The following is a 17,464-nucleotide window of genomic DNA, read 5'->3' as shown; positions in this document are numbered from 1 at the left end:
CTCGAAATATACCAATAGTGCGTCTATGCCCATTGCATATATTTACATACTGATTATAACATATTTATGTGAAAAAAGAATCAGCTAATTCTGCCAATTACGCGTTTGCCTGCGCAAATTCATCCATAAAGACGGCAAGAGCTTCACACGCTTCAAGCGGCACAGCATTGTAAATAGAAGCGCGGCATCCGCCGATTGAACGGTGTCCAGCTAATCCTACAAAGCCTTTTTCTTTTGCTTGCTGTAAAAACTCAGCCGTTAGCTCATCGTTTGGTAAAGTAAACGTGACATTCATAATTGAACGGCTTTCCTCTGTAGCGTGAGGAGTATAGAAACCGTTTGAACGTTCCATGCTTGCGTAGAGTAACTTAGCTTTTTTATGATTTTGAGCTTCAATGGCTTTAACGCCCCCTTGTTCTTTAATCCAATCTAAAACAAGTGAAAGCATATAAATACCAAACGTTGGAGGAGTGTTGTAAAGAGAATTGCTCTTTACGTGAGTCTCATAGTTCAGCATTGTTGGTAAACCTTCAGGGATACGTTTAAGCAATTCTTTCTTCAAAATGACAACTGTTACACCAGATGGTCCGAGGTTTTTCTGAGCACCAGCATAAATGAGTGAGAACTTAGATACATCAATTTGACGGCAAAGAATGTCGCTTGACATGTCAGCAATTAAGTCTACTCCTTCAATAGAAGGGTAGTCAGCCCATTGTGTACCAAAAATGGTATTATTGGACGTAATATGCAAGTATCCAATCTCTTCTTTTGGAAGCTTTACATCATCTAAAGTTGGAATAGAGCTGTAGTTCTCTTCTTTAGTAGAAGCAACCACTGCAGTTTTTCCAAGTTTCTTTGCTTCTTTTAACGCTTTTTCTGACCATGATCCCGTTAGCACATATGCCCCGACTTGATCAGGAGCTAAAAAGTTCATTGGAATCATAGAGAATTGCAGGCTTGCTCCGCCCTGCAGGAATAAAATTTCATGTGTATCTGGAATATTAAGCAATTCCGTTAGTGTTTCTTTAGCATGTGTTAATACATCTTCAAACTCTTTGCTGCGATGTGATAATTCCATCACAGACATACCTGTATTTTTGAAGTTAACTAGCTCCTCTTGAGCAAGTTGTAAGACAGGTAGGGGAAGCGCAGATGGACCTGCATTAAAATTATAAGCTCTGTTTAACGTAATCACATTAATTCCTCCTCAAATTAGTTCGAACACTCATCATACAAAATGGCTAATGACTGATGTCAGAAAGAATATCATTATACTATCATGAAAACTCTTGGTTGTGGAGGTAACTTTTCAAAAATTTAAATTAATCTGTAAAGAGAAAATAATAGAAAAAAGATAAATAAAAAGTATACGTAAACATGTTTTGGCAAACATGTAAATGAAATGTTTATATGCTATACTGATGGAAGAAATAATGTGGAGGAACAGAATGAGAGTATTAAAATATGCAATATTAGGGCTCTTAAATCAGGAGGAGCTCAGCGGGTATGACATTACCAGACTTTTTAAAGAAGAGGTTGGTAATTTTTGGAGTGCTAAACACAGCCAGATTTATCCCGAGCTCAAGCGATTAACAGAAGAGGGATTTATTCGCTATGAAACGGTGATTCAAGGCAAAAAATTAGAAAAAAAGATGTATTCGATAACGGAAGAAGGAAGAGTCGAGCTAAGCAAGTGGCTCACTACGATTGATCCTATTCCTGAAACAACTAAAGATGAATTTATGTTAAAAGCTTATTTTGCTTCATCCATGTCAATAGAAGAGTTAAAGCAACAAATAGATAACCAATTATCAAGCAGGAAAATGAAGCTGACTTTTTTAAAGAAACGAATGGATGATCTTTTAGAAGAAGTTAATCACCACATTACCGTTTCTTCTCCTCAATTTGGTCATTACTTGGTGCTATCTCGCGCTCAAGACCGGGAGACAAGCTATATCAATTGGCTTGAACGTACGCTGAATTTAATTGAAAAAGAACAATAAGAAAAGGTGAGCAGATCATGAGTTGGTGCATAAAATCATTTCAAGAGCTGACAAACGATGAGCTTTATGAAATTCTACAGCTTCGCACCTCTATTTTTGTTGTGGAACAGAAGTGTGCTTACTTAGAAGTAGATGGAAAAGACAAATTTGCTTATCATTTGTTCAAAAAAGAAGATGAGAAAATTATCGCATACCTTAGAGTTTTACCAAAAGGAATTAGCTATAAGGAAGCTTCTCTTGGACGTATTATTGTAAAACAAGCACAGCGCGGTACAGGTCTCGGAAGAGAACTAGTAGCAAGAGGAATTGCTTTTCTAGAGAATGAATGGCACGAGAAGACAATTAAAATTCAAGCTCAAAGCAGACTTCAAACATTTTATGAATCGTTTGGTTTTAGACCTATTTCCGATATTTATTCAGATGAAGGACTCCCACACGTCGATATGCTAAAGACACCTTAGAAACTTCACCATTTGTGTGAAGTTTTTCTATTTTTAAAACGGGTAAGGTGAAAGAAACGTGTAGGGTTTAGTGGCATGCAGATAGAATCGATATGACTACTACTAAATTAGTAATTTATGAATAAGATAGATAGTGAATTTGTTTCTTTTTACTTATTCTTTGATTTTCAGTAAGTGATATATTGAAGAAAGTAATAATATTGTATATAATGATTTTTGTAACAAAAATGTAACAATTACGTAATATTCTTAATATTTATTGGAAAAGAAATTTGTTGTACATATTGCTTGGAGGCATTTTTATGAGTGCAAAAGAAAAGAAAAATAGGTATATATATAGTTTGGACGGACTTCGGGCCTTTGCTGTCATGGCTGTGATTGCTTATCACTTAGGCTTTGGATGGGCGTCTGGAGGATTTTTAGGAGTTGACGTTTTCTTTGTATTATCTGGGTATTTAATTACCTCAATTTTACTGGTGCAATCTTGGGAAAATCCTTTAAAGAATTTGAAGCATTTTTGGATTAGCCGTACGAGAAGACTTCTTCCAGCTGTGTATGTGATGGTCGTATTAACTGCAGCGTGGGTTATTTTATTTAACCGACCATTGTTAACAACGCTACGAGGCGATGCATTATCGTCTATTTTTTATATGAGTAACTGGTGGTTTATTTTTCATAAAGTTTCATATTTTGATAGTTTTGGATCACCGTCACCCTTAAAGAACTTATGGTCACTTGCTATTGAAGAGCAGTTTTATATTGTATGGCCACTTGTTTTATTGTTGGGTTTGAAATTTATTAAAAAGAGAGGAATTCTTTCTCTATTTATTTTAGCTGGAGTAATGGCCTCAGCCATTCTGATGTCTTTTTTATATGAGCCAGGAGGAGATCCTAGCCGCATTTATTATGGAACCGATACTCGGCTGTTTGCCCTTTTAATCGGTTGTTTACTTGCATTTGTCTGGCCGATGTATCGTTTATCATCAAAAAATCTTCCAGCTGTGGGCAAGCAAGTATTAAACGCAGTAAGTATGGTAAGCTTCTTTGTATTTATTCTCTGCGTATGGAGCGTTGATGAGTATACGCATGCATCTTTTCTTTATCAAGGTGGCATGCTGCTGATTTGTTTAAACGCTGCTGTGCTGGTTGCAACGATTAGTCACCCTAGTAGCTTTTTAGGAAAAGCTTTGTCGTTTAAACCGCTTCGCTGGCTTGGTACTAGATCATACGGTATCTATTTGTGGCATTATCCGGTTATTGTTCTTACAACACCTGTAGCCGAGATTGGACGCCCGGTCTATTGGCATGCGCTGTTACAAGTAGGAATTACATTTATCATTGCTGAACTTTCGTACCGTTACATCGAGGTGCCTATTCGCACACGCGGTTTTCGCTATTATTTCCGGCATTACCATCCGAGAGAGCTTTTTAAATGGCGTAATCTCTCTCGTTCGAGACAAGCGGTTTTGGGCAGTCTCATTTTCTTTTTGGCGTTGTTTACAGCGGATATGACAAGCTTTGCTATTAGTACGCAGCAAAAGGATGAGACCGAAGCAAAACAAACAGAGGTTAAAATTCAAACGAATCATAAAGAAAATGCTTCAACTTCTGTCAAAGACAAGAACAAAGCGGAGGATGAAAAAACAAAGAACGCGGAAAAGAACTCCGCAGAAGAAAAATCTGATGCAAAAGAAGAACAGCAGCCGAATTCTTACAGAGATGTTCTTGCGATTGGAGATTCGGTCATGCTGGATATTGCTCCTAATCTTAAAGAGATGCCGCTTAGTATTACGATTGACGGAAAAGTAGGAAGGCAGCTCAATGAAGCACTGCAGCTAACTCCTAGTTATCAAGCATTTAATAATCCGAACAGCGCAGTGATTATTGAGTTAGGAACGAACGGTTATTTTACCAATGAAGAACTTGAACAACTGTTAAAAGCTTTTTCACAAGCGGACGTTTACTTAGTGAATACGCGCGTTCCTCGTTCCTGGGAAAGCACCGTGAACAAGAACTTGAAAGCTGCTTCTGAAAAGTTTGATCACGTCACGCTTGTAGATTGGTACTCTGAGGCTTCTAAGCACCCTGAATACTTTACATCAGATGGTGTCCACTTGGTACCTGAAGGATCAAGAGCATTAACAAAATTGATTGAAGAGCGTATGAATTTAGAAGTTAAGGCAGAAAATGGTTCATAATGAGCGAGAGACGTATTAAGTTTTACATCATAAACTGATTAATAGATAAAACAAAAAAAGCTTACATGTGTAAGCTTTTTTTGTTTCAAGAAAGGCGAGAAGAAATATTGCCAGCGATTTCTTGAAGTTTTTCAGGCGTGTATTCGCTTGTATGCTCTTTCCATACAGCACCGAATCCATCGCCTTCCCCGTAGCGTGGAATAATGTGCATATGATAATGAAACACGGATTGACCAGCTTTTTCACCATTATTATTTAAGATGTTTAAGCCGATTGGGCTGTATGTTTCTTTAATTGCATTTGCGATTTGAGGAACCACTTCAAATAAATTGCGCGCAATTTCCGGTGTTAGTTCGTGAATGTCTTTTTTATGTACTTTTGGAATCACCAGCGTATGACCTTTTGTTACTTGACTAATGTCTAAAAAAGCTAATACATGTTCGTTTTCAAATACTTTTGCACCTGGAATTTCACCGCGAATAATTTTGCAAAAAATACAGTTTTCATCATGTGTGCTCATTATGTTCACCTTCCGTTACTAATATAAATGTATGGGTATACATGTACGTTTATTTTACCACAAAGTAGAAATGCAATCAGCAGGCAAGAAATAGCCACTCATATTTTATACACAAAAACGGGATGCAAACGATTATGCATCCCGTCATGTGAAGAAGGAAAAAATAGCTTTTAATGCAGCATATGATCTTTAAGGAACACCTCATTTACGTAATTACATTGCCTAATGAAACAGTAACTTGAAAAAGTATATTCTCTTTAACAAACACCTCATTTAAGCATTGAGCTAAAAAAATATACAATGTGAACGAAATCGTTCTTGGTCTTTGACAAACACCTCATTTACACAGTAATAAATGAACATTATTGTCTACCCATTATATATATTCTTACTACGTTCATGACTACCATCCCCTTATGAATCAAACATACATCGATTTACAATAAGGTTTTCTGAAATATGCCTGCTGTAGACACCTCATCCCAAATGTAAGAAGCTTTGTAATGATTAGTTGTAATCAATAACTTGTTTTCCTTCTTCCCTATATAGAATGTCCCGATATTTCGATTATATTCTGGAAAAATTAACCGAAAAGAATTGAAAACGATGTGAGGACGAAAAAGATTTGGTACAATAGAGCAAATAGCGCTTGCGCTTGTAGACAAAAAAGAACAAATAAAAGGAGATCGTGATGGGTTCTTTATTGCAAATTAACAATATTACAGGGGGATATACGAAAACTCCCGTCTTAAAAGATGTATCGTTTGATGTAAATGCAGGTGAATTAGTTGGGTTAATCGGCTTAAACGGAGCCGGAAAAAGTACAACGATTAAACATATCATTGGATTAATGGAAGCAAAAAAAGGAAGTGTATCCATTAATAATAAAACCTTTCAACAAGACCCAACAGGCTATCGAAGTCAGTTTACGTTTATTCCAGAAACTCCTGTGCTCTACGATGAATTAACATTAAAAGAACATTTGGATATGACAGCTATGGCTTATGGACTTGAGCCTCAAGCATATGAAGCACGTCTGCAGCCGCTTTTAAAAGAATTTCGTTTAGACCGGAAGTTAAAATGGTTTCCCGCGCATTTTTCAAAAGGGATGAAGCAGAAGGTTATGATTATGTGCGCTTTTTTGGTTCAGCCGTCTCTTTATATTATTGATGAACCTTTTTTAGGTTTAGACCCGCTTGGTATTCAATCTTTACTTGATTTGATGACGGATATGAAAAAGCAAGGTGCAGGCATTTTAATGTCCACACACATTTTGGCGACCGCGGAGCGCTACTGTGATAAATTTGTTATTTTACATAACGGAGAAGTAAGAGCGCAAGGAACGCTTAAAGATCTTCAAGAAGAATTTCAGATGCGCAATGCTACTCTTGATGAAATTTATATTGAATTAACAAAGGAAGAAGGCTATGAGTAAGATTGACGCATTATGGAAGCAACGATTTCAGCAGTATTTAGTGGATGTAAGAAGATATACAAAATATATCTTAAATGATCACATTAAATTAGTGTTAATTTTTGCGATTGGCGGTTTAGCCTACTATTATCAACAGTGGTTGAGTACATTAACACCTGCGTTTCCTTCGGCTGTAGTGATTGCGGTCCTTATGGGATTGATTTTAACAATGGGCCAAATTCAAACGTTTTTAAAACGACCTGATTTAGTCTTTTTGCTTCCTTTGGAGACGAAGCTGCAGCCTTATTTCAAAAAATCTTTTTGGTTTACCTTTACGATTCAGCTTTATATTTTATTATTTGCAACGGGTGCAGCAGCGCCTCTTCACGTAAAAGTAATGCATGATTCTTACTCAAATATTTTTGTGTTTTTTCTGCTATTACTCATTCTGAAAGTTGTAAACTTAGGCATGTCTTGGTGGGCCGTATGGTTTGAAGAAAAGTGGGCGAAGTGGACAGATTATATCGTCAGATTTTTCTTAAACGCAGTTTTTACTTATTTCTTATTTTCGCATGCATACGTATTTTTCACAGGAATTGTAGCGGTAATTATGATTGCGCTAGCCGTTTATTATCGCTCTCTTACAAAAAGGAAGCCGATTAAATGGGAAAAGCTAATTGACTTAGAAGAAAAGCGCATGGGCTATTTTTATCGATTAGCTAATTTATTTACGGATGTTCCACAAGTCAAAGAACGAATCAAACGCCGTAGATATTTAGATTGGCTAGTAACACGTATTCCATTTCGTCAAAATGCCACTTACCATTACTTGTACACCAGAACATTTTTGCGATCAGGAGATTATTTAAGTTTGCTCGTTCGCTTAACTGTCATTGGCGGATTTTTAATTGTAGCTGCGCCGTTTCAATACGGCAATATAGTGGTTGTTTTATTTGTTGTATACATGACGGGTTTTCAATTACTCCCGCTTTGGAAGCAGCACAAGCAAATTTTATGGCTTTCTCTTTATCCAGTCGAAGCTAAAGAACGAAAAAGGGCATTTTTGGACGTATGGAAAAAAGCGCTGTATGTACAAATTCTTGTGCTCGCCATAGTGGTGGCTTTTTCTAATATAGTTGCTGCACTGCTTTCCTTGGCAGCAGGTGCTATATTTATTCACTTATTTGTAAATGCATATGTAAATAAAAAATTAACGTAAAAAAAGCTCCGAATGGAGCTTTTTTTACGTTTTTAGACTACTTTTGAGACGAAGATAATATCCGAAAGCGATAGACGTTCATCGCTACTTTTGTGAGATGATCAAGAAGCTGATAATTCGCATACGCACCTACAACAGCTCCAATTCCCGGCATCAGCTGAAACATTTTCACAACATCAATGTAATCGCGATATTCTTGTTGAAAAGCTTTCCAATCAAGCTCAAGAAGTTCCTCTTTCTTTTCCTCCCAGCTTTCTACTACTTCGAGCAGCTTCGTTCTATGGTCGTCGCTGCAAAAGGCAAGATGAAAAATATACAGCATATAAATGCGTTCTTCTTTTTCTTTTACATCAAAACCATACGTCGCGGCAATGTCAAATAAGCACTTCATTTTTATGGAAAGAAGAAGTGGGAAATCTGCTGCGCCTAAAAGGAGACCACCTGCACCAGTACCAGCTCCTTCTACAGCAGCTGTTTTTTTGTACTTAGGTATGAGCTCCAAAATTCTTTTCTCTTTTTCTTCAAACGAAAGACCGCTGACATCTCTTTTTTTAGTCGTGAAATCGGACCCAACAAGCGTGGTTTCAACCATTTTTTTTATACTTTCAGTTATAATTCTATGGACTTTAGCAGGGATTTTTTCATTTAGTTTAAGCTGTAAGGATTTTGCGGTACGCTGAAATTTAGAAGGTCGTTTCAACATGCTAAATTTCCAATGTTCAGCTTCTCGTAACACTTTTTCTTCATACATATTCAAAAAAGTCACCTCTTTTCAGTCGATATAAATACTACGTTTTAAGTGAGAAAAAGTTTCCTAAAATAAAACAGCAAGCAATCGTCTGTTTATCTGTACGAATGCTTGCTGAATGATTAATTCGCTTTTATTGCGTTTTTAGAATGAGCTTGTTCTCTTAAATACTCAACAGCAGCCGTACCAAGCGTTTTCGCTGCGATAAGCATTGCTTTTTCGTTAAAATCAAATTTAGGATGATGATGAGGATAAGGAGCATCTACACCTTCTGGCTGAGCTCCTGTAAAGAAGAACGTTCCTTTAATATGCTGCAAATAATAAGAGAAATCTTCTCCAGTCATGTGAGGCTCCGTTTCTTCGACTGTATGAACTTCATCGATTTGAGAAGCAGCAGAAGCAAGAAAGGCCGTTTCTTCCGGGTGGTTTACGACGGAAGGATAGCCGCGCGTATAACTCAGCTCATAAGAAGCATCAGCCGTTAAGCATGTACCTTGGACAATTCGTTCGATTTCTTTTTCGACATCATTTCGTACATCTTCATTAAATGTTCGTACCGTTCCAATTAGTCGAGCAGAATCAGCGATAATATTAAATGCATTTTCCGCTACAAAAGAACCTATGCTTACAACCGCTGAATCAATTGGATTTACACGTCTGCTTACAATTTGCTGTAAATTAACAACAAGCTGAGAGGCGATGACGATTGAGTCTTTTGTTTTGTGGGGCTGTGCACCGTGTCCGCCTGCTCCTTTGATCGTAATTTCAAAGCGATCAGCAGCAGCCATAATAGGGCCCGTTCGATATTGAACCACACCAGTGGGAGTTAATGACCATAAATGCGTTCCGAATATCGCGTCTACACCGTCTAAGCATCCGTCTTCAATCATGGACTTGGCGCCTCCGGGAGCATACTCTTCGGCGTGCTGATGAATGAAGACGATTTTACCGGGGAGAGAATCTCTTATTTCAAAAAGCGCTTTAGCAAGGACTAAAAGAGTAGCCGTATGACCATCGTGGCCACATGCATGCATCACGCCCGGAACAGTTGATTGATAGGGTACATCTTTTTCATCTTGAATAGGAAGGGCATCAAAGTCGGCTCTCAAAGCTACAGTAGGACCAGGTTTTCCTCCTTGAATGCTTGCTACAATGCCGTTTCCTCCTACATTTGCTCGGTAAGAAATACCGATCTTGTCATAAAAAGACCGAATGTAGGCAGCAGTTTGAAATTCTTTAAAAGACGGTTCTGGATACTGATGCAGATATCGGCGAATTTGAACCATTTCATCAAATTTTTCTTCAAGTAAAGTATGTAGCTTGGAGTTCACATAACCATATCCTTTCTGTGTAAGTTGAATAAAGTTTTGAATTTTTTGACATTTTAATCATTATATCATTATCTATAAAAAAGAAAAGAATGTAAGCGTTGTTATTGAAAAAAAGTAATTGAATCATGAAATATTTTATATACATAATAGATACATAAGATGAGAAATAGGGACAAAGAATGAGTTTTTTACCAATTTTCTCGTGAGATAATAGGAGGTAACGATATGGTAGATTCACAAACTGTATCTCTGTACAAAAAATTGATGTGGGCGTTTGGGATTGCGGGTCTCGTTTTTTTAGGAGTGTTGTTTGCTGTGTCGACAGATTCTTTTCAAGGAGACCGCTGGCTTGTTTCAGCTATAGATGACAGCACTATTCTTCAGTCAGCGTCATCTGTTTTTCACGGCCTGTCTTTTTTAGCTTCAAAAGTGATGATTATGGTTCTTTTAGCTGTACTTATTGTTTTTTTATTTTTAAAAAAAGACTATATTGGCATGATATCCTCATTTTTACTTATTTTAAGCGGCGATATTATTAATAAAGCAGTTAAAGATGCGGTAGAACGAGCCCGTCCTCTTGAAGGCATCGAAGGCTACAGTTTTCCAAGCGGCCATGCAATGATGGGAATTCTTATCTACGGTCTGATTTTCTTTTTTCTGATCAAGCATATAAACAATCAAAAGGTGGCCAAGTGGTATCAGCGGGCAATTACTTTAATTGTTTTGTTAATCGGCGTGAGCCGTATTCTGTTAAGAGAACACTTTTTAACAGATGTATTAGCTGGCTACAGCTTAGGGCTTATGTGGCTAATTGTAGGCATTTTCTTCTATACGCTTGTTTATGCGTATGTAAGGCCGTCAGCGGAAAAAGAGTTTCCAAAAGGTATGTAACAAATATATACATATGACCCCCTTCATCAAAAGAAGGGGGCTTTTGTTTAAACTAGGAACATTGCGACAATCGTTGTAACAACTAATCCAATCGCTACAGGTTTTAAATTGCGTCTAGCGAGTTCAAACGGACTGACTCCACAAATCGCAGCAGCTGGAATGAGCGCCCATGGAATCAACGTTCCCCCTCCAACCCAAATCGCAGCAATTTGCCCCAAAGCAGTTAGCGTGGCAGCGCCCGATCCTAAAGCAGATGCAAATAAATGAGAGACAGAGCCTACGAGTGAAATACCTGAAAAGCCTGAACCGTCTAACCCTGTAATAGCTCCTAGCGCAGTTATCGTCACAGTAGCGACCTGTGCAGTTAACGGTACAGTCGAAGCAAGCGCAACGCCTAGGTCATTGACAAGTCCATGTGATCCTTTCGGAAGAAAGTCACCAATGATTGTTTTGAATCCAGCATCTCCTAAATAGAAAAAAGCGGCAATCGGAATAACGGGACCGAATACTTTAAACCCAAACTGCAAGCCTTCAATCAAGTAGGAAGTTGTTTGTTCGAGACCTTTTCCTTTGTGAGCAATAAGCGACACCACTACTAAAATAAATAGAGCTGTACCTCCAACGAGAGCAGTGGCATCTCCTCCCTGTAAATGAAGGGCGAACATTGCCCATACGTCTATAGCAAAGAAAAGAGGAACTATAATGGCTAAAGCCCGGCGTAATGAAGGAGAAAGAGGTGTGGATTGGTTAGAAGAGCTGCTTGTTAAAATTGTCGGTTGCGCCTGAATTTTATTGTGCTTCATATCTTGTTTTAGAAAGTAAAAAGCAGAGAGTGTGGTAACGACTCCCATCACAATGACAAGAGGGACACTTGCTTGAACAACCTCGTGAACCGGAAGACCTGCTGCGTCAGCGGTTATCTTAGGGGCAGCTTGAATAACAAAGTCTCCTGAAAGCGCAACGCCGTGGCCGAATAAATTCATCGCTACAGCTACGCCTATAGCTGGAAGCCCTACGCGGATGGCAACTGGTAAAAGCACGGCTCCAAGTAAAGCAACGGCTGGAGAAGGCCAGAAAAAATAGGAGATGGTCATCATAACTAATCCAATAACCCAATAGGCAAGAGTAGGTGTTTTAATGAGGCGAGCAAAAGGTGAAATCATCGATTCATTTATTCCTGTAGCCATTAAGACTTTACTCATGGATACAATAATTGAAATAATTAAAATGGTAGGAAGCAGTTCTGTAATGGCATAAATGAAGCTGGAAAAAACAGCGCTGACGGAGTGGCTTAACGAAGAGGTAGCCGTTAAGGAAAGCAAAAAAATCCCGAGTATACAAAGGATACTCGTATCTCGCCGCATAATCATAAAGCCGATAATGAAGGCGATAAAAAGGACATACATCCAATGAAGAGCTCCAAGCTCTATGCCCATAAAAATTCCTCCCAATAGGTGATGTAGTATACAATATGACGTTTGTGCCTATTGTGATACTCGCCTACTAGGAGGATGTTTACTTATTTAACTACGTGGTATGAGGTGACATAAGAAGGGCGAGAGAAAATCGATGGCTGCTGATCCACGCCTTCTGACGTACCGCGTTTTTTGTGTGCTTCATTATAGGCTTTTGAAGACTGCCAATCGCTAAATGAACTTTCATCTTTCCATCCTGTAAAGATAATGTATGTGTCATTTTGCAGTGGACGAAGCACACGAATAGCTGAAAAGCCTGCTTCATTTTCAATTAAACGAGCGCGTTGGCTAAATCGCTGTTCAAACAAAGGACGGCCTTCATCTGTAACTGAAATATTATTTAGTACAGCAAATCCGCTATCTGCAAGATCTCCAGAAGCATCTAATACTTCATAAGCATGTCCTTCTTTAAAAATTGTATCTCCATCTGTTTCGTGGACTAGTGCAAATTGATCGTCATCTTTGTGAAGCAGTAATAAACGTTCACTCGGATGTTCGTCGATCAACTTTTGAAGGTAAGGGCCTGTTCCGTAAGTAATAAAGATCTTCATGGATTATACTTCCTTTCTAATTGGGAATTGCATACAATTTACAATTGTAAATCATACTAAAATTATAAAATTTTACACACAAAAATTCAAAAATTGTGAACTTCTAATGAAGATGGTAAAGTAAAACATTGATGAAGTTGTTTTCCATATTATCAAAAGTTTAGCGGAAGAAAAGGGGTGGCACGATGTACAAAAAAGGCTTATACGCAATTGCTGCCTTAGTTGGAATTTTTCTATTAGGATTGATTGGATATATTATCATCTTGTTTCTTGGAAACTATGTAATTGATGAGAAAAAAATCGTCATGGACTCGGCTACGAGATTAGTCGATGAAAATGGAGACGAATTAACAAAGCTCTATGTGAAAAATCGGGACTTGGTTTCAATTGACAAGATTCCAAAGCATGTGCAACAAGCATTTATTTCAATTGAAGATGTTCGTTTTTATGAACACCACGGAATCGATTTTAAATCTATTGGCCGAGCATTATACCGAGATATATTGGCTGGAGGAAGTGTTGAAGGAGGAAGTACTTTAACACAGCAGCTGGCTAAAAATGTGTTTTTATCGAATGATAAAACGCTGCTTAGAAAAACAAAAGAAGTAGTGGTGGCTATTAACCTGGAGCAGCGTTACAGTAAGCAAAAACTGCTTGAAATGTATTTGAATCAAATATACTTTGGACACGGAGCCTATGGAATCCAAGCTGCATCCAAGCTTTACTTCAATAAAGATGTCTCCGAATTAACGGTAGAAGAAGGTGCACTTCTCGCTGCACTGCCAAAAGCACCGAATTCCTATTCTCCTATTTTACATCCAGAAAAAAGTATAGAACGTAGAAATGTTGTGTTAAATGCCATGCAAAAAGCAGGTTATTTATCAGCTGAAAAAAATGTCCGTTTGCAAGGAAGAACGCTGGGGTTGAACATAAAGGAGCAGGCTAAAAATCCAGCGTATTTAACCTATATCGATATGGTTATCCAAGAAGCAGAGAAGAAATACAGCATTTCGGGCAATGAGCTTCTGCGCGGAGGTTATACGGTCAAAGTACCGATGAATATAAAAGTACAAGAAGCCGCCTACGAGCTGATGAAAGAAAATCGTTATTTTCCAGGTACAGATAACAGTGCCCAAGGTGCTTTTGTATTAGTCGATAACAAAAGCGGAGGAGTTTTATCTGTTATGGGAGGACGAGATTATGTACAAAAATCGCTCAACCGCGTAAATGTCAAAAGACAGCCAGGTTCTACGATGAAACCTATTGCGGTATATGGCCCTGCGTTAGAAGAAGGTCAATTCAAGCCTTATTCGTTGCTGCAAGACAAGCTTAGAAGCTACGGGGGATACACACCTAAAAACGTAGACGGGCAATATGCTAAAAAGGTAACGATGTACGATGCCCTAAAAGATTCTAAAAACGCAGCTGCCGTCTGGACATTGAATCAGCTAGGAGTTGAAACAAGCAAGCAGTATCTCACAAAGCTAGGAATTCCGTTAGAAGATAAAGGGCTTGCGATTGCTCTTGGAGGATTAAAAGAAGGAATTACACCGCTTCAATTAGCAGGAGCGTACCGGGCATTTGCTGAAAATGGAGAAAACATCCAACCGTACTTTATTCAAGAGATAAAAGATCAAGATGGAAAAGTGATTGCAAAAGCTGTTCCCGACACTCACAAAGCATTTTCAAAACAGACGGCTTGGTATGTGACAAAAATGCTTCAAGGAGTTGTTAAAGAAGGAACGGCAAAAAATGGAGAGTTTAAAGGAGAGTTAGCAGGAAAAACAGGGTCTACTTCGTATACGAATGTTAAAGGAGCCACAAGAGATGCTTGGTTTGTTGGATATACCCCAGATGTTGTAGGAAGCGTGTGGATGGGATATGATTCTACAAATGACCAGCACTATTTAACAAAGGGAAGTTCTTATCCAACTCTATTATTTAAAGACATTCTAACAAGAGCTGGTTACGACGAAGGTGCATTTCAAAAGCCAGCAGGCGTTAAAGATCTGCCAAAACCAATACGTTTAGAGCAAGTTAAAGACTTAAAACAAGAATTAACATTCCATCCATTTGGTTTGCTAACGGTAAGTTTATCGTGGACACCTTCACCTGATAAAAGAGCTGTTTATTATGTTTATGAGAAAAAAGGGGATAAAGCCGAATTGATTGGCAAAGTGAAGGGAAAAGGAGCATTTGAAAAAGAGCGTGTGAATCTGCTCGACAGTCCTACTTATTATGTAGTTCCTTACAATTCCCAAACACAACAAAAAGGAAAAAAATCCAACGAAGTAACACCTGCTCTTTTTCAATAAAAAAAGGAAGAGTAGGGCGATTTTTTGACATTTTTAGCAGGTGGCTATACAAGTCGTAAAGAAATGGGTATAGTGACAAGTAGAGAATATAACGTGAAACTTTAATCAGTAGAGGAACCGGTATGTTCCTTTGCTGATTATTGTCTGTCTAATCGAAGAAAATACGGATGGAAGACAATCGAGAAAGGTGGAAATTATGAGTCAAGGAACGTTTAACGATACTTTTTTAAAAGCCTGTAGAGGGGAAAAAACGGATCATGTTCCGGTTTGGTATATGCGCCAAGCAGGGCGTTCACAGCCGGAATACCGAAAGCTAAAAGAGAAGTACTCTCTATTTGAAATCACTCATCAGCCGGAGCTTGGGGCATACGTAACACGCCTGCCCGTTGAACAGTACGGAGTGGATGCAGCTATTTTATATAAAGATATAATGTCACCGCTTCCTTCAATTGGAGTGGATGTTGAAATCAAGTCAGGAATTGGTCCTGTCATTTCTAATCCAATTCAATCTTTAAGCGATGTAGAAAAGCTAGGAGAAATTACCCCGGAAGAAGATGTTCCGTATGTATTAGATACGATTAAGCTGTTAACAACAGAACAGTTAAAAGTACCTCTAATTGGTTTTGCCGGTGCTCCTTTCACAGTAGCAAGCTATATGATTGAAGGAGGACCTTCAAAAAACTATAATAAAACAAAAGCATTTATGTACACGGAACCTAAAGCATGGTTTGCGCTAATGGATAAGTTAGCAGATATGACGATTACATATGTAAAAGCGCAAATTGACGCTGGAGCAAAAGCCATTCAAATCTTTGATTCATGGGTGGGGGCTTTAAATGTAGCGGATTATCGTTATTTTATAAAGCCTGTTATGGAGCGGATTTTTACCTCTTTGCGCGAAAAAAATGTACCTCTCATTATGTTTGGAGTAGGAGCAAGTCATTTGGCAAAAGAATGGCATGATCTGCCGCTGGATGTAGTGGGATTAGATTGGAGAACACAGCTGGATGAAGCACGTGCACTAGGCTTAACAAAAACACTGCAAGGAAACTTAGATCCTGCTATTTTGTTAGCTCCATGGGAAGTTATTGAAGAACGTGTAACAGAAATATTAGATAAAGGGATGGCCAGTCCTGGTTACATCTTCAACTTGGGGCACGGCGTCTTTCCACAGGTTCAGCCGGAAACGTTGAAGCGTTTAACAACCTTTATTCATGAATATTCTGCAAATAGACAATAAATTGTCAAATAATTTGGAGCGCTAAACTTTGAATTTTTCTTTTTATTCATGGCAAAATGAAGACAAGTATTGAATCTAACAAAGAGGTGTCGAACACATGAGTAAAAAAGTAATGGGATTACTTGTAATGGCATATGGAACACCATATAAAGAAGAAGATATTGAACGTTACTATACACATATCCGCCGCGGACGTAAACCTTCACCGGAAGCCTTGGAAGATTTACAAAACCGCTACGAAGCAATTGGGGGCATTTCACCTCTTGCAAAAATTACGCAGCAGCAAATGGAAAGTCTAGAAAAGCGCTTGAATGAAGTACAGGATGAAATTGAATTTAAAGCGTATCTTGGCTTAAAGCATATTGAACCGTTTGTTGAAGATGCAGTAGAAGCCATGCATAAAGACGGAATTAAAGAAGCGGTCAGCATTGTGCTTGCACCTCACTTTTCAACGTTTAGCGTAAAATCCTATAATGGACGCGCCAAAGAAACAGCTGAAAAATTAGGAGGACCAATCATTCATTCCGTAGAAAGCTGGTACAGTGAGCCAAAGTTCATTCAGTACTGGGCTACACGTGTTAAACAAACGTTTGATTTAATAGACGAAGAGAAACGCCAAAAAGCCGTATTGATTGTTTCTGCGCATAGCTTGCCAGAAAAAATTATTGCAGCAGGAGATCCATATCCAAATCAGCTTCAAGAAACAGCGGATTTAATTGCACAAGCAGCTGGTATTGAACATTACGAAATTGGCTGGCAAAGTGCTGGAAATACGCCTGAGCCATGGATAGGTCCTGATGTCCAAGATTTAACAAGAGAACTGCATGAAGAAAAAGGCTATACGTCGTTCGTCTATACCCCGGTTGGATTTATCGCGGACCACTTAGAAGTACTTTATGATAACGACTACGAATGCAAAGTGGTGACAGATGAAATTGGGGCTGATTATTACCGTCCTGAAATGCCGAATGCACAGCCTGAATTTATCGATGGGTTAGCTACAGTTGTGTTAAAACGAATTGCCCGTTAAGTCAATATAGATTCTTTGTACGTTGAACAGGGACGAAAAGTAACTTATAATCAATATAAAGAAAAGTA

At 38.4% G+C, this 17,464-nt stretch carries 15 protein-coding genes; 9 read left to right on the top strand and 6 right to left on the bottom strand.

Annotated features, from left to right (window positions below; translation table 11 throughout):
- Positions 1 to 97 precede the first annotated feature (97 nt).
- Positions 98 to 1,195, bottom strand: a complete 1,098-nt coding sequence (gene serC, locus ACWATA_RS21425; protein WP_165635910.1) for a 3-phosphoserine/phosphohydroxythreonine transaminase — start codon at positions 1,193 to 1,195, stop codon at positions 98 to 100.
- A gap of 253 nt (positions 1,196 to 1,448) precedes the next feature.
- On the opposite strand from serC, the gene ACWATA_RS21420 reads away from it, so the two are divergent.
- From ACWATA_RS21420 to ACWATA_RS21410, 3 genes are all read left to right on the top strand, one after another.
- Positions 1,449 to 2,003, top strand: coding sequence for a PadR family transcriptional regulator (locus ACWATA_RS21420; RefSeq protein ID WP_028412553.1), 555 nt, complete (start codon positions 1,449 to 1,451; stop codon positions 2,001 to 2,003).
- A 17-nt stretch (positions 2,004 to 2,020) separates the two neighbouring features.
- Positions 2,021 to 2,464, top strand: coding sequence for a GNAT family N-acetyltransferase (locus ACWATA_RS21415; RefSeq protein WP_098999424.1), 444 nt, complete (start codon positions 2,021 to 2,023; stop codon positions 2,462 to 2,464).
- A 302-nt stretch (positions 2,465 to 2,766) separates the two neighbouring features.
- Positions 2,767 to 4,662 (top strand): acyltransferase family protein, encoded by a 1,896-nt coding sequence (locus ACWATA_RS21410; RefSeq protein WP_049162858.1) that lies wholly within the window; start codon positions 2,767 to 2,769, stop codon positions 4,660 to 4,662.
- An 85-nt stretch (positions 4,663 to 4,747) separates the two neighbouring features.
- Here the strand turns inward: ACWATA_RS21410 and ACWATA_RS21405 are convergent, their stop codons facing one another.
- On the bottom strand, positions 4,748 to 5,182 hold the full coding sequence (locus ACWATA_RS21405) for an HIT family protein (protein WP_014461670.1): 435 nt from the start codon (positions 5,180 to 5,182) through the stop codon (positions 4,748 to 4,750).
- Between the two features lie 691 nt (positions 5,183 to 5,873).
- Here ACWATA_RS21405 and ACWATA_RS21400 point away from each other — a divergent pair.
- Complete coding sequence (locus ACWATA_RS21400) at positions 5,874 to 6,617, top strand: ABC transporter ATP-binding protein (protein ID WP_034267986.1); 744 nt, start codon at positions 5,874 to 5,876, stop codon at positions 6,615 to 6,617.
- On the top strand, positions 6,610 to 7,815 hold the full coding sequence (locus ACWATA_RS21395) for an ABC transporter permease (protein WP_154992349.1): 1,206 nt from the start codon (positions 6,610 to 6,612) through the stop codon (positions 7,813 to 7,815). The genes ACWATA_RS21400 and ACWATA_RS21395 overlap by 8 nt, the downstream gene beginning before the upstream one ends.
- Positions 7,816 to 7,852: 37 nt before the next feature.
- Here the strand turns inward: ACWATA_RS21395 and ACWATA_RS21390 are convergent, their stop codons facing one another.
- Complete coding sequence (locus ACWATA_RS21390) at positions 7,853 to 8,572, bottom strand: EcsC family protein (protein WP_165635908.1); 720 nt, start codon at positions 8,570 to 8,572, stop codon at positions 7,853 to 7,855.
- Between the two features lie 113 nt (positions 8,573 to 8,685).
- Positions 8,686 to 9,894, bottom strand: coding sequence for a M20 family metallopeptidase (locus ACWATA_RS21385; RefSeq protein ID WP_028412548.1), 1,209 nt, complete (start codon positions 9,892 to 9,894; stop codon positions 8,686 to 8,688).
- 225 nt (positions 9,895 to 10,119) lie between these two features.
- Between ACWATA_RS21385 and ACWATA_RS21380 the strand changes: the two genes are divergently transcribed.
- Entirely contained in the window at positions 10,120 to 10,785 is a 666-nt protein-coding gene (locus ACWATA_RS21380) for a phosphatase PAP2 family protein (RefSeq protein ID WP_028412547.1), read from the top strand.
- A gap of 47 nt (positions 10,786 to 10,832) precedes the next feature.
- Here the strand turns inward: ACWATA_RS21380 and ACWATA_RS21375 are convergent, their stop codons facing one another.
- Entirely contained in the window at positions 10,833 to 12,221 is a 1,389-nt protein-coding gene (locus tag ACWATA_RS21375; protein ID WP_047751678.1) for a hypothetical protein, read from the bottom strand.
- An 83-nt stretch (positions 12,222 to 12,304) separates the two neighbouring features.
- On the bottom strand, positions 12,305 to 12,811 hold the full coding sequence (locus ACWATA_RS21370; RefSeq protein WP_013055327.1) for an antibiotic biosynthesis monooxygenase family protein: 507 nt from the start codon (positions 12,809 to 12,811) through the stop codon (positions 12,305 to 12,307).
- 185 nt (positions 12,812 to 12,996) lie between these two features.
- Here ACWATA_RS21370 and ACWATA_RS21365 point away from each other — a divergent pair, with 185 nt between their 5' ends.
- The 3 genes from ACWATA_RS21365 (at position 12,997) to hemH (ending at position 17,396) form a co-directional block, all read left to right on the top strand.
- Complete coding sequence (locus ACWATA_RS21365) at positions 12,997 to 15,126, top strand: transglycosylase domain-containing protein (protein ID WP_473050167.1); 2,130 nt, start codon at positions 12,997 to 12,999, stop codon at positions 15,124 to 15,126.
- Positions 15,127 to 15,322: 196 nt separating this feature from the next.
- Positions 15,323 to 16,366 (top strand): uroporphyrinogen decarboxylase, encoded by a 1,044-nt coding sequence (hemE, locus tag ACWATA_RS21360; RefSeq protein WP_098112856.1) that lies wholly within the window; start codon positions 15,323 to 15,325, stop codon positions 16,364 to 16,366.
- A 97-nt stretch (positions 16,367 to 16,463) separates the two neighbouring features.
- The gene (gene hemH / locus ACWATA_RS21355) at positions 16,464 to 17,396 is read left to right on the top strand and encodes a ferrochelatase (protein ID WP_028412544.1); all 933 of its coding nucleotides are present in this window, start codon (positions 16,464 to 16,466) and stop codon (positions 17,394 to 17,396) included.
- Positions 17,397 to 17,464: the final 68 nt, after the last annotated feature.

This window comes from Priestia sp. USM5 (assembly GCF_058323215.1).
Note: the sequence above shows the minus strand (reverse complement) of the source record. Positions and strands in the feature narration are given on the sequence as shown.